This window comes from Actinomadura opuntiae, from assembly GCF_030283205.1.
GTDB lineage: Bacteria > Actinomycetota > Actinomycetes > Streptosporangiales > Streptosporangiaceae > Spirillospora.
Map to the genome: position 1 here is coordinate 13,306 of NZ_JASNWF010000013.1, position 12,477 is coordinate 25,782.

9 protein-coding genes are annotated in these 12,477 nt (G+C 73.4%); 3 read left to right on the plus strand and 6 right to left on the minus strand.

The window, feature by feature from the left end:
* The first annotated feature begins 26 nt into the window (after positions 1-26).
* Positions 27-2,210: a DEAD/DEAH box helicase gene (locus QP089_RS26900; protein WP_285915020.1), complete on the plus strand. Its 2,184-nt coding sequence runs from the start codon at positions 27-29 to the stop codon at positions 2,208-2,210.
* Between the two features lie 78 nt (positions 2,211-2,288).
* Positions 2,289-2,681, plus strand: a complete 393-nt coding sequence (locus QP089_RS26905; protein WP_285915021.1) for an OsmC family protein — start codon at positions 2,289-2,291, stop codon at positions 2,679-2,681.
* A 10-nt stretch (positions 2,682-2,691) separates the two neighbouring features.
* Here the strand turns inward: QP089_RS26905 and QP089_RS26910 are convergent, their stop codons facing one another.
* The gene (locus tag QP089_RS26910) at positions 2,692-4,203 is read right to left on the minus strand and encodes an alpha/beta hydrolase (RefSeq protein ID WP_285915022.1); all 1,512 of its coding nucleotides are present in this window, start codon (positions 4,201-4,203) and stop codon (positions 2,692-2,694) included.
* A gap of 409 nt (positions 4,204-4,612) precedes the next feature.
* Here QP089_RS26910 and QP089_RS26915 point away from each other — a divergent pair, with 409 nt between their 5' ends.
* On the plus strand, positions 4,613-5,419 hold the full coding sequence (locus QP089_RS26915) for a phosphatase PAP2 family protein (protein WP_285915023.1): 807 nt from the start codon (positions 4,613-4,615) through the stop codon (positions 5,417-5,419).
* Here the strand turns inward: QP089_RS26915 and QP089_RS26920 are convergent.
* The 5 genes from QP089_RS26920 to QP089_RS26940 form a co-directional block, all read right to left on the minus strand.
* Positions 5,401-8,448 carry a bifunctional [glutamine synthetase] adenylyltransferase/[glutamine synthetase]-adenylyl-L-tyrosine phosphorylase gene (locus QP089_RS26920; RefSeq protein ID WP_285915025.1) on the minus strand — a complete coding sequence of 1,016 codons (3,048 nt, stop codon included), beginning with the start codon at positions 8,446-8,448 and terminating at the stop codon, positions 5,401-5,403. The two genes, QP089_RS26915 and QP089_RS26920, sit on opposite strands and share 19 nt — an antisense overlap.
* Before the next feature lie 18 nt (positions 8,449-8,466).
* Positions 8,467-9,828, minus strand: a complete 1,362-nt coding sequence (gene glnA2, locus QP089_RS26925) for a gamma-glutamylpolyamine synthetase GlnA2 (RefSeq protein WP_285915026.1) — start codon at positions 9,826-9,828, stop codon at positions 8,467-8,469.
* An 80-nt stretch (positions 9,829-9,908) separates the two neighbouring features.
* On the minus strand, positions 9,909-10,733 hold the full coding sequence (locus QP089_RS26930) for an amino acid ABC transporter ATP-binding protein (RefSeq protein ID WP_285915027.1): 825 nt from the start codon (positions 10,731-10,733) through the stop codon (positions 9,909-9,911).
* Complete coding sequence (locus QP089_RS26935) at positions 10,730-11,563, minus strand: amino acid ABC transporter permease (protein WP_285915029.1); 834 nt, start codon at positions 11,561-11,563, stop codon at positions 10,730-10,732. Before QP089_RS26935 ends, QP089_RS26930 begins: the two co-directional genes overlap by 4 nt.
* Positions 11,560-12,378 carry a transporter substrate-binding domain-containing protein gene (locus QP089_RS26940; RefSeq protein WP_285915031.1) on the minus strand — a complete coding sequence of 273 codons (819 nt, stop codon included), beginning with the start codon at positions 12,376-12,378 and terminating at the stop codon, positions 11,560-11,562. Before QP089_RS26940 ends, QP089_RS26935 begins: the two co-directional genes overlap by 4 nt.
* Positions 12,379-12,477: the final 99 nt, after the last annotated feature.

Consider the following 12,477-nt stretch of genomic DNA (forward strand, 5'->3'; position numbering starts at 1 on the left):
TCGCGGCGGAGGGAGCGGCGGGCGCGATGGCGGACGACCCGAGGGAGGTCCTGCGGGGCGGCCATGCCCTGCTGGACGCCGCCCGCGCCCTGATCGCCGACCACCGGCGGGCGACGGCGGAGGTGCACGAGGCGCTGGCGCCGCTGCGGGCAGAGGCGGCGCGCGGTCAGCTCGCCGAGATCCCGGTCGCGCGGTTGAAGGACGTGACGGACGGCCGCCTGCGCCTGACGCCGCTCGAACAGGCCGGGCTGACCACCGTTCTGGACGTCCTGGACGCGACGCAGTACCGGCTGCAGCTGATCCCCGGCGTCGGGCCGCAGACGGCGGCGCAGATCCATGCGGCGGCGCGGAGCCTGGCCGAGGCGGCGGAGCGGGCGGCGGGCATCCGGATCGACGCGGGACGGCGGGATCCGGCGACGACCGCGCTGGTCGTGGCGCTGCACCGGCTGGTGAACGCGGGCCCCGATCTGCCGCGTGCCCGCCGGGCCGCCGAGGAGCTGGACGAGCGGCTGAGCCCGCTGGTGCACGACGCGCGGCCCGCCGCGTCGTGGTGGCGGCGGGTCTTCGCCGGTCCGGCACGCCGGGAGCGGGCCCGCGCCGCGATCGCGGAGCTGGCGGAGACGGCCGGGCGGGCCCGCGACGAGCGCCTGCTGATCTCGCAGGCGTCGGTGGACCTGCTGCGTCCTGCGGTGTCGGCGGACGAGGCGTGGATCGACTACGAGCTGCGCGGGTCGGACTACCAGACGCTGCTCGCCGAGCTGGCGGCCGTCGGGCCCGAGCGCGCGGCGGCCGAGGGATTCCTGCCGGACGACCTGGCCGAACGGGTCAAGGCGCAGCCGCTGGACGAGACGTACCGTCGGGTGTCGCTGCGCGGCTACCAGTCGTTCGGGGCGCGGTTCGCGCTCGCCCAGCGCCGGGTGGTGCTCGGCGACGAGATGGGGCTCGGTAAGACGGTCCAGGCGATCGCGGCGATGGCGCATCTGCGCGCGGAGGGCGCGACGCACTTCCTGGTGGCGTGCCCCGCCAGCGTGATGATCAACTGGGTGCGGGAGATCGAGGACCGCAGCCGGCTGGCGGCGCGTCCCGTGCACGGCGCCGGCCGGGCGGCGGCGCTGGCGGACTGGGCGGACGCGGGCGGCATCGCGGTCACCACCCTCGACACCCTCCACGCCCTGGACGTCCCGGACGCGGTGCCCGTCGCGATGTTCGTGGTGGACGAGGCGCACTACGCCAAGAACCCCGAGACGCGCCGGTCCAAGGCGGTGGCCGCGTGGTGCGCGCGCGTGGAGCGGGTGCTGTTCCTCACCGGCACGCCGATGGAGAACCGCGTCGAGGAGTTCCGCACCCTGGTCGGGCACCTGCGGCCCGAGCTCGTCCCGTCGATCCGGCCGAGCGACGCGGCGGTGGGGCCGCGCGCGTTCCGGGCGGCGGTCGCGCCCGCGTACCTGCGCCGCAACCAGCAGGACGTGCTGGTGGAGCTGCCCGAGGTGCAGGAGATCGAGGAGTGGGAGGAGTTCAGCGCCGCGGACGAGGCCGCCTACCGGCAGGCCGTCGCGGACGGCAACTTCATGGCGATGCGGCGCGCCGCGTACGCCGACCCGAAGCGGTCGGCGAAGCTGGCCAGGCTCCTCGAGCTGGTGGACGAGGCGGACCGCAACGGGTTGAAGGTCGTGGTCTTCTCCTACTTCCGGGACGTCCTCGCGGCCGTCGAGCTCATGGTGGGCCCGGCGGCGCGCGGCCCGATCTCCGGCTCGACGCCGGCGGCGCGGCGCCAGCGGCTCGTGGACGACTTCACCGCCGAGCCGGGCCACGCGGTGCTGCTGGCGCAGATCCAGGCGGGCGGCGTCGGGGTGAACCTCCAGGCCGCCTCCGTCGTGATCATCTGCGAGCCGCAGGTGAAGCCGACCATGGAGGAGCAGGCGATCGCCCGCGCGCACCGGATGGGGCAGGCCCGGACCGTCCAGGTGCACCGGCTGCTCACCCCGCGCGGGGTGGACGAGCGCATGCTCCGGATCCTGCGGGGCAAGGCACGGCTGTTCGACGAGTACGCCCGCCGCAGCGATCTCGCGGAGCGGACGCCGGACGCGCTCGACATCTCCGAGCAGGAGCTGGCGCGGCGGATCGTCGAGGAGGAGCAGGAGCGCCTCGGCACCGTGCCCGGCGCGGCCGCGGACGCAGAGCTGGACGCAGAGCCGGACGCGGCGCCGTGATCGCGGGAAGAAGCACCGTGCCCGGCGTGTTCGGGCAGGCGGGCCCGCCACGGGCCGCCGACGATCGGAGGGGATGACATGGCCGAGGTCAGGGTGGAGCGCACCGAGGACGGCTTCCAGGCCGGCAACGGGCGGGGCGCCCGCGTCGCCATCGGGGACGGGGACACCGAGGGGGCGTTCACGCCGGTCGAGCTGCTGCTGGCGGCGCTCGGCGGCTGCGAGCTGGTGACCGTGGAGCCGCTGACCGCGCAGCGCGGGCACCGGATGGCGCGGCTCGCCGCGACGGTCCAGGCGGACAAGGTCGAGACCAGCAGGCTGGGGACGATCACGGTCACCTACGACGTCGAGCTTCCCGAGGGCGACGCGAAGGCCGAGGACGTGCTGAAGGCGGTCGCCAAGCGCGTCCACGAGCGGTACTGCACGGTCGGGAACGCGCTGAAGGAGCCGATGAAGGTCGAGCAGATCGTCTGATCCCACCGGTTCACTCACACGTGGCGCCCTTCGCCGGGAGCGTGCCTTCCATCAGGTAGGCGTCGACGGTGCGGCGGACGCAGGCGTCGCCGGTGTCGTAGGCGCCGTGCCCCTCCCCCTTGAGGGTGAGGAGCGCGGCGCTTCCGCCGAGCTCCTTCACCAGCGCGGGCGCCCACGCGTACGGGGTGGCGGGGTCGCCGATGTTGCCGACGACCAGGATCGGCGCGGCGGTCGGGGCGGACACCTCGCGCGCCGCGTCGTCGCCCTTGACCGGCCATCCGGTGCACTGCAGCAGGCCCCACGCCATGGACGGCCCGAAGACCGGCGAGGCGCTGCGGAACTTCGGCATCAGCCGGCGGACGTCCGCGGTGGTGTAGCGGTCGGTGCCGTCCGCGCAGGTGATCGCGGTGTTGGCGGCGGTCAGGTTGTCGTAGGCGCCGCCGGGCTTCCGGCCGTTCTGCAGGTCGGCGAGCATCAGCAGCAGCGACCCGTCGCGCCGTTTGACCGCGTCGACGAGGCCCTGCGCGAGGTACGGCCAGGCCTGCCTGGTGTAGAGGGCGGCGGCGACGCCGGTGTCGCCGAGGCTCTGGGTGAGCTTCCGGCCGCTGGAGGTCGCGAGCGGCGTGCGGTCGAGGCCGTCGAGGATCTTCGCGGTGGTCGCGGCGACCGCCTCGCCGTCGCCGCCGAGCGGGCATGACTTCGCGCCGAGCCGGGCGCAGGCCGCGCCGAAGTCGACCAGGGCGCGCTGGAACCCGGCGGCCTGCTGGAGGCCGAGGTCGGCGGTGCCGAGCCTGGTGTCGACGGCGCCGTCCAGCACGGCGCGCCCGACGTTGCCGGGCATCTGGTGGGCGTAGTTGCCGCCGAGCCAGGTTCCGTAGGAGATCCCGAAGTAGTTCAGCTTCGAGTCGCCGACGGCGGCGCGGATCGCGTCCATGTCGCGGGCGGCGCTGAGCGTCCCGACGTACGGCAGCAGCCGGCCCGACCCGGCCTCGCAGGCCTTGGCGAAGGACGCGCGCCGCGCGAGGTAGGCGGTCTCCTCGGCGGTGGTGTCGGGCGTGTCGTCCTCGGCGGTGAGCTGGTCCATCGTCCGGTCGTCGACGCAGGTGACGGGGGCGCTGCGGCCGACGCCGCGCGGGTCGAAGCCGATGAGGTCGTAGCGGGTGTTGAGGCTGGTGTACTCGGACGCGGCCTGGGCGAGGGTGTCGACGCCGTCGCCGCCGGGCCCGCCGAAGTTGAACAGCAGCGAGCCGATCCGCCGGTCCGGATCCGTCGCGGGGATCTTGAGCAGCGCGAGGTCGATCGTCCCCGAGGCGGGGTCGGCGTAGTTCAGGGGAACCTTCAGGGTCGCGCACCGGTACCGGGCCTGCGAGGCGCCCGGCTCGGGGGCCGGCAGGCCGGTGCAGCGCCGCCACTCCGGCTTCGGGGCGGGCGCGCCGGTCGCGGCGGCGGCCGCGCGGACCGCCGGCGCCGGTGCGGATCGGGCCGTCCCTCCGGCGGAGGAGATCAGTCCGAAAGCGGCCAACCCGGCACCGCCTATCGCCGCAATGCCGGGTATGGACCCGATCGACGTCATTCGTCCCCCCGTTCGTTCACGGGGGGCCGGTCGTGATCTACCCAGCGCCTCCTATGCTGATTCCTGATAGATCACACAGGCTCCACACTCCACAGTGCTCCGTGCTCCTACAGGCTCCAGAGGAAGGCAGGACCCCGGCATACCGGGGTCCCCTCCCCCGAAAGTCCGGATACCGCGTCAGGGTCGTACTACTCAGGTCTGAGACGAAGACCATTCGCGGCGGTGATCTCACGAAGGGGGCCGCGAGGCAAAGATAGGTAACATGGCTCAATCCGCCCCCCCAGCAGCGCACCGCGGCCGGACCGTAGCGTCCCGGCGCGGTGAGCCGCGACGCAGCGCCGCGACGAGGCGGCCCAGGGTGCTCACGGCACCGCCGGTGTGGCGCGAACTGCTGCTGCTCGTGCTCTTCTACACGGGCTACACGCTGACGCGCGTCGTCCTGGTCCAGGACGGCACCGGCCCGGCGTTCTCGCACGCGGACCAGATCCTGCACGTGGAGAAGGTGCTGGGGCTGGACGTGGAACTGGGCCTCAACACGATGCTGATCAACGTGCCGTGGCTGGCCCGCACCGCGAACATGTTCTACGCCACCATGCACTTCATCCTGACGGCGCTGGTCGTCGTCTGGCTGTACCGGTACCGGCCGCGGGAGTACCGCTGGCTGCGCACCGGGATCATGGCGGCGACCGCGCTCGCGCTGATCGGCTTCTGGCTCTACCCGCTCGCGCCGCCGCGGTTCCTGCACAGCGCCGGGTTCGTCGACCCGGTCACCGCGCTGCACTCCTTCGGGCTGTACTCCAGCGACGCGTCCGGAAGCCTCACCAACCAGTACGCGGCGATGCCGTCGATGCACGCCGGCTGGGCGCTGTGGTGCGGGTTCGTGCTGGTCAAGTTCGTCTCCCAGCGCTGGGCGAAGGTGCTCGGCGTGCTCTACCCGGCCACGACGGTGTTCGTGATCCTGTCCACCGCCAACCACTACGTGCTGGACGCCGTGGTCGGGATGGCGCTGATCGGCGGCGCTCTCGGGGTGGCCTGGCTGCTGTACGCCCGCTGCCCGCAGCCGGTCATCGACCTGCGGGACCGGGCCGTCCAGCGGATCCGGCACCCGCACGGCGGCGCCTCCCGCGCGCCGGGCCGGTCCAGCGTTCAGTCCTCCGCCCCGTAGAACACGCGGTCGACGACCGCGCGGGCGCGGCGGGCGTGCCGCCGGTAGTCCTCCAGCAGGTCGCCCGTCCCCGGGTAGCCGAGGACGCGGCTGACCGCGGTGCGCTCCCGGTGGTGGTCGGTGGGCAGCAGGTCCGACGCCCGCCCCCGCACCAGCATGATCGAGCCGCGGATCCGGGTCGCCAGGCACCACGCCTCCGCCAGCACCTCCGCGTCGCCGCGGTCGAGCAGCCCGGCCTCCGCCGCCGCCTCCAGCGCCGCGAGGGTCCGGGTGGTGCGCAGCGAGGGGACGGCGTGCGCGTGCCGCATCTGCAGCAGCTGCGCGACCCACTCCACGTCCGACAGGCCGCCGGGGCCGAGCTTGATGTGCAGCCGGCGGTCGACGCCGCGCGGCAGCCGCTCGGACTCCATCCGCGCCTTCAGCCTCCTGACCTGCCGCAGCGCGTCCTCGCCGATGCCGTCCTCGGGCCAGCGGATCGGGTCGATCAGCGCCCGGAACCGCTCGCACAGCCCCGGATCGCCGATCACCGGGTCGGCGCGCAGCAGCGCCTGCGCCTCCCACGGCTGCGACCAGCGCCGGTAGTACGCCGCGTACGAGGCGAGGGTGCGGACGAGCGGCCCCTGGCGCCCCTCCGGCCGCAGGTTCGGGTCGATGTCCACCGGCGGGTCGGGGGCGGGCAGGGCGAGCAGCCGGCGCAGCTCCTCGGCGACGGCGTGCGCGGCGCGTCCGGCCGCCCGCTCCTCGGCGCCGGGCAGCGGGTCGTGCACGAACATCACGTCGGCGTCGCTGCCGTAGCCGAGCTCGTGGCCGCCGAACCGGCCCATCGCGACCACCGCCACCCGGGTCGGCAGCGGCTCGCGCGCCTCCATCTCGATCTTGCTGACGGCGGCGCGGAGCGCGGCCTCGATCGTGACGGCGGCGATGTCGGTGAGCGCCGCCCCGACCGTCTCCACGTCGGCGAGGCCGAGCAGGTCGGCGACCGACACCCGGAACAGCTCGCGGCGGCGCAGCCCGCGCACGACCGCGACCGCCTCCTCCGCCGGCCCGCCGCCCTCGGCGTGCCGGCGGCCCGCCGCGAGCAGCTCCGCGCGCAGCGCCTCGTGCGGGCGGGGCGCCAGCGCGTCGGTGCCGCGCAGCAGCGCGACGGCCTCGGGGGCGCGCAGCAGCAGGTCGGTGGCGTACCGGCTGGAGCCGAGCACCCACGCCATCCGCTCGGCGACGCTGACGTCGTCGCGCAGCAGCCGCAGGTACCAGGGGGTGGTGCCGAGCGCGTCGCTGACCTGCCGGAACCCCAGCAGCCCGGCGTCGGGGTCGGGCGCGTCGGCGAACCAGCCGAGCATCACCGGCAGCAGCGTCCGCTGGATCGCGGCGCGCCGCGACACGCCCGAGGTGAGCGCCTCGATGTGCCGCAGGGCGCCCGCCGGGTCGGCGTAGCCGAGCGCCTCCAGCCGGGTGCGGGCGGCCTCCGGGGTGAGCCGGGCCTCCTCCCCTGGCAGCCGCGCCACGGCGCGCAGCAGCGGCCGGTAGAACAGCTTCTCGTGGATGCGGCGGACCTCGCGGGCGTGCCGCCGCCACAGCGCGGTGAACTCCCCGACCGGGTCGGTGCGCAGGCCGAGGGCCCGGCCGAGGCGCCGCAGGTCCGCCTCGTCGTCGGGGACGAGGTGGGTGCGGCGAAGGTGGTGCAGCTGGATCAGGTGCTCGACCCGCCGCAGGAACCGGTACGCCGAGGTCAGCGCCGCCGCGTCGTCGCGCCCGACGTAGCCGCCCTGGGACAGCTCCGCGAGGGCGTCCAGCGTATTGGGGCTGCGCAGGGTCTCGTCGGCGCGGCCGTGCACGAGCTGCAGCAGCTGGACCGCGAACTCGACGTCGCGCAGCCCGCCGGGGCCGAGCTTGAGCTGCCGCTCGGAGTCGCCGGTGCGGCGGTCCAGGTCCTTCTCGACGCGGCGCCGCATGTCCTGGACGTCCTGGACGAAGCCCTCGCCCTCGGCGGCCTTCCACACGATCGGCGTGATCGCGTCCAGGTAGCGGGCGCCGAGGCCCGGGTCGCCGGCGACGGGCCGGGCCTTCAGCAGCGCCTGGAACTCCCAGGTCTTGGCCCACCGCTCGTAGTAGGCGCGGTGGCTGGCGAGGGTGCGCACCAGCGGGCCGGCCTTGCCCTCGGGACGCAGCGCCGCGTCCACCTCCCAGAGCGCGCCCTCCCGCGTCGAGGCCGAGCAGGCCCGCATCATCGCCGAGGCCAGCCGGGTCGCGGTGCGCAGCGCGGCGTCCTCGCCCTCGCCCTCCCGCGCTTCCGCCACGAAGATCACGTCGACGTCGCTGACGTAGTTCAGCTCGCGGCCGCCGCACTTGCCCATGCCGATCACCGCGAGCCGGCAGGCGGCGTGCCCGCCGACCTCGGCGCGGGCGATCGCCAGGCCCGCCTCCAGCGCGGCGGCGGCGAGGTCGGCCAGCTCCGCGGCGACCTCCGCGACGTCCGCGGCGCCGATCAGGTCGCGGCCCGCAAGCGACAGCACCCGCGCCCGGTAGGCGGCGCGCAGCGCCACCAGGGCCTCGTGGCCCGCGCCGGACGCCACCGGGTCCTCGGCGGACGGGTCGGCGCCCACGGCCTCCAGCAGCGCGGCGCGCAGCGCGCCCGCCGCCGGGCGGCCGCCCTCGCCCGGGGTCCCGTCGTCGCGCAGCACCCGCCAGTGCCCGGGATGCCGGACGAGGTGGTCGGCGAGGGCGTCGCTGACCCCGAGGACGGCGGCGAGCCGCTCCCGGGTGCCCGGTTCGGCGCGCAGCGCGGCGCGCAGGTCGGCCCCGGCGCCGCGCTCGTCGGCGGACGCGAGCACGCGCAGCAGGCCGTTCAGCGCGAGATCGGGATCGGCGGTGCCGCCGAGGGCGTCGAGGAGGTCGTCACCGATCCCGGTGCCGGCGTCCCGCTCGGCCTCCCGCAGCAGCCGCTCGACGCGCGCGGCGTCGGTGAAGCCGAGCCGCGCCAGCCGGCCGGCGAGGGAGGGACGGCGGTCGGAGGTCCACGGCTCGCTCACGTTCCAACCGTATTCCGGTCAGAGCACCGCCAGCAGCCTCTTGCGCTCGAACTCGGTCACCTGCCGCCGGTAGTCCTCCCATTCCTGGCGCTTGTTGCGCAGGAAGAAGTCGAACACGTGCTCGCCGAGGACGTCGGCCATCAGCTCGCTGCGCTCCATCGCGCGGACGGCCTCGTCCAGGTTCTGCGGCAGCGGCTCGATGCCGAGGGCGCGCCGCTCGGCCGGGGTGAGCGCCCACACGTCGTCCTCGGCGCCCTGCGGCAGCTCGTAGCCCTCCTCGATGCCCTTGAGGCCGGCGCCGAGGATCGCCGCGAACGCCAGGTAGGGGTTGGCGGCGGTGTCCAGCGACCGGAACTCGATGCGGGTCGAGTGGCCCTTGTGCGGCTTGTACATCGGCACCCGGACCAGCGCCGACCGGTTGTTGTGGCCCCAGCAGATGTAGGACGGGGCCTCTCCCCCGGCGCCCGCCGCGGACCCGACGTTGCCCCACAGCCGCTTGTAGGAGTTGACCCACTGGTTGCACACCGCGGTGATCTCGGCGGAGTGCCGCAGCACGCCCGCGATGAACGCGCGGCCGACCTTGGAGAGCTTGAACTCCGCGCCCGGCTCGTAGAACGCGTTGCGGTCGCCCTCGAACAGCGACATGTGGGTGTGCATGCCGGAGCCGGGATGCTCGGTGAACGGCTTCGGCATGAACGTGGCGTGCACGCCCTGGTCGAGCGCGACCTCCTTCATCACCAGCCGGAACGTCATGATGTTGTCGGCGGTGGTGAGCGCGTCGGCGTAGCGCAGGTCGATCTCCTGCTGGCCGGGGGCGCCCTCGTGGTGGCTGAACTCCACCGAGATGCCCATCGACTCCAGCATCATGATCGCGTTGCGCCGGAAGTCGTGCGCCGCGCTGTGCGGGGTGTGGTCGAAGTAGCCGCCCGCGTCCGCCGGGTCGGGCTCGCGGCCGTCCTCCGGCTTGTCGTTGAGCAGGAAGAACTCGATCTCGGGATGGGTGTAGAAGGTGAACCCGAGATCGGCGGCGCGGGCCAGCGCCCGCTTGAGCACGTAGCGCGGGTCGGCGAAGCTCGGCGTGCCGTCCGGCATCAGGATGTCGCAGAACATCCGGCCGACGCCGGGCGCCTCCGAGCGCCACGGCAGCACCTGGAACGTGGACGGGTCGGGCTTGGCGATCATGTCGGCCTCGTACACCCGGGCGAAGCCCTCGATCGCCGAGCCGTCGAAGCCGATCCCCTCGCCGAAGGCGCCCTCCAGTTCGGCGGGCGCCACGGCCACCGACTTCAGGAACCCGAGCACGTCGGTGAACCACAGCCGGATGAAGCGGATGTCGCGCTCCTCCAGCGTGCGGAGCACGAACTCCTGCTGACGGTCCAAAGCCCTCTCCCTCGGTGACGCGGTGCCGGCCGCACTGTCCGGCCCGGCTTGCAGTATGCCCGGCCGCTGTTACCGCGACGTTACGCGTTCGGCTCGTCGGTTCCGAACTTATCCGACAGAGCGGAGCCTTCCACCCGGGTGGCGGCCGGATCGAGCACCCGGGACAGGAAAGCACGGGTCCGCTCGTGCTCCGGGTCGGCGATCACCCGCGACGGCGGGCCCTCCTCGACGACCACGCCGCCGTCCATGAACACCACCCGGTCGGCGACCTCGCGCGCGAACGACATCTCGTGGGTGACCACGAGCATGGTCATCCCCGTTTCGGCCAGGCCGCGCATGACGCCCAGCACGTCGCCGACCAACTCGGGGTCCAGCGCCGACGTCGGCTCGTCGAAGAGCATCACCTCCGGGCCCATCGCCAGCGCGCGGGCGATCGCCACGCGCTGCTGCTGGCCGCCGGAGAGCTTGGCCGGGTAGGCGTCCACCTTGTCGGCGAGCCCGACCCGCTCCAGGTTCTCCCGGGCGATCCGCTCGGCCTCCGCCCTGTCCCGCTTGAGCACCTTGCGCTGCGCGATCGTCACGTTGCCGAGCGCGGTCAGGTGCGGGAACAGGTTGAACGACTGGAACACCATGCCGATCCGGCGGCGCACCGCGTCGATGTCGACGTCGGGGTCGGTGACCTCGACGCCGCCGACGCGGACCGTGCCCGCGGTCGGCTCCTCCAGCAGGTTCACGCAGCGCAGCAGCGTCGACTTGCCCGACCCGGACGGGCCGATGACGCACACCACCTCGCCGCGCTCGACGTGGAAGTCGATGCCGCGCAGCACCTCGTTCGCGCCGAACGACTTGCGCAGCCCGCCGATCTCGACGGCCCGGCCCGCGCCGGTCTGGTCCGGTATCGTCATCGCTGCTCCCTGCGCTGCCGCGCCTCCAGCCGCCTGGCCAGCAGGCTCAGCGGGATCGTGATGATCAGATAGCAGATGCCGGCCACGATGATCGGCGTGGTGTTGCCCTGCTGGCCGGCCAGGTCCCGGCCGAACTTGGTGAGCTCGCGCTGCTCCAGCGTGATGCCGAGGAACAGCACCAGCGAGGAGTCCTTGCACAGCAGCACCAGCTCGTTGGTGAGCGGCGGGATGATGATCCGGAACGCCTGCGGCAGGATGATCGACCGCATCGCCCGGCCCTGCGACATGCCGAGCGAGCGCGCCGCCTCCAGCTGCCCCCGCGGGACGGCCTCGATGCCGGCCCGGATCGTCTCGGCCATGTACGCGGCGGCCGCCAGCCCGAGCGCGAGGCCCGCCTGCCCGACCGCGCCGCCCGGGATGTTCGTGCCGGGGAAGGCCAGCGGCACGCCGACGCCGACGAAGATGAAGATCAGCAGCAGCGGCAGGCCGCGGAACGTCTCGATGTAGGCCGTCGCGAACCACCGGTACGGCAGCACCGGCGACAGCCGCATCAGCGCGACGACCAGGCCCAGCACCAGCCCGATGCCGAACCCGACCGCCGTGTAGACGGCGGTGTTGCGCAGCCCGACGGTGATGATGTCGGGGAACAGGGCCTTCGCGACCTGCCAGTTGGCGAAGTTCGCGTGCAGCTGCGACCAGTTCGCCAGCGCGGCGACCAGCACCACGACGACGGCGAACAGGCCGTACTGGCTTCCGAGCGACGCCCGCCGGCGGGCCCGGCGGGACAGCCCGCCGGAGCCCGCCGAGCTGGCCGCCTGGTCCACGGTCACGACGGCTTACCGGCGGCGGCCGGCATTGGACCGATCCACTTCTCGTAGATCTTCTTGTAGGTGCCGTCCTTCTTCGCCTGCTCGATCGCCTGGTTCGTCAGCTCGACGAGCTTCTTGTTGTGGTTCTTGCGGATCCAGAAGCCGTACTGCTCGCCGGTGTTGAGGTTGGCGACGATCTCGTACCTGCTGTTCGCCGGGTCCTTCAGCCAGCCCTTGACGACCGGGTCGTCCTGCACGATCACGTCCACCTGGCCGGTGCGCAGGCCGTCCAGCTCGGCGTTGGAGTTGTCGAACGAGGACGGGTCGAAGCCCTTGCCCTTGACGAAGTCCTCGCCGGTGGTGCCGGCCTGCGAGCCCAGCTTCAGCTTCCGGGACTTGACGTCGTCCAGGCTCGTGATGCCGCTGCCCTTCTTGGCCATCAGCGACTGCGTGGCGTCGAAGTAGGGCTCGCTGACGTCCATGAACTTCACCCGGTCCGGCTTGATCGTCATGCCGCCCATGACGATGTCGCACTTGCCGGCGTTCAGCGCCGCGCCCGTCTTCATCGTCTCGAACGGCGTGTCGACGACCTTCTGGGTCACGCCCAGCTTCTTGGCGACCAGGTCGATCATGTCGACGTCGAAGCCGACCACCTTGCCGCCCTGCTCCACCTGGAACGGCGGGTACGGCAGGTGGGTGCACGAGGTCAGCGCGCCCTTCTTGATCAGCTTGACGCCCTGCACGGTCGCGCCGTCGCCGCCGCCGCACGCCGAAGCGGTCAGCGCCAGGGCGGCGACACCGGCGCCGAGTGCCCAACGTGTGGTCCGTCTGGACACGTTTCCTCCTGAGTCGAGCTCTTCGCGATCACCGAACTATGCCATGCCGGCCTGGGCGAACGGCATACTCCACCCTGACCGACCGCGCCCGGCGTTTCC

Excerpts from the sequence above, each read along its gene's own strand:
- QP089_RS26930 (WP_285915027.1), bottom strand. The coding sequence starts at position 10,733 with ATGACGATACCGGACCAGACCGGCGCGGGCCGGGCCGTCGAGATCGGC.
- QP089_RS26905 (WP_285915021.1), top strand. The coding sequence starts at position 2,289 with ATGGCCGAGGTCAGGGTGGAGCGCACCGAGGACGGCTTCCAGGCCGGC.
- QP089_RS26900 (WP_285915020.1), top strand. The coding sequence starts at position 27 with ATGGCGGACGACCCGAGGGAGGTCCTGCGGGGCGGCCATGCCCTGCTG.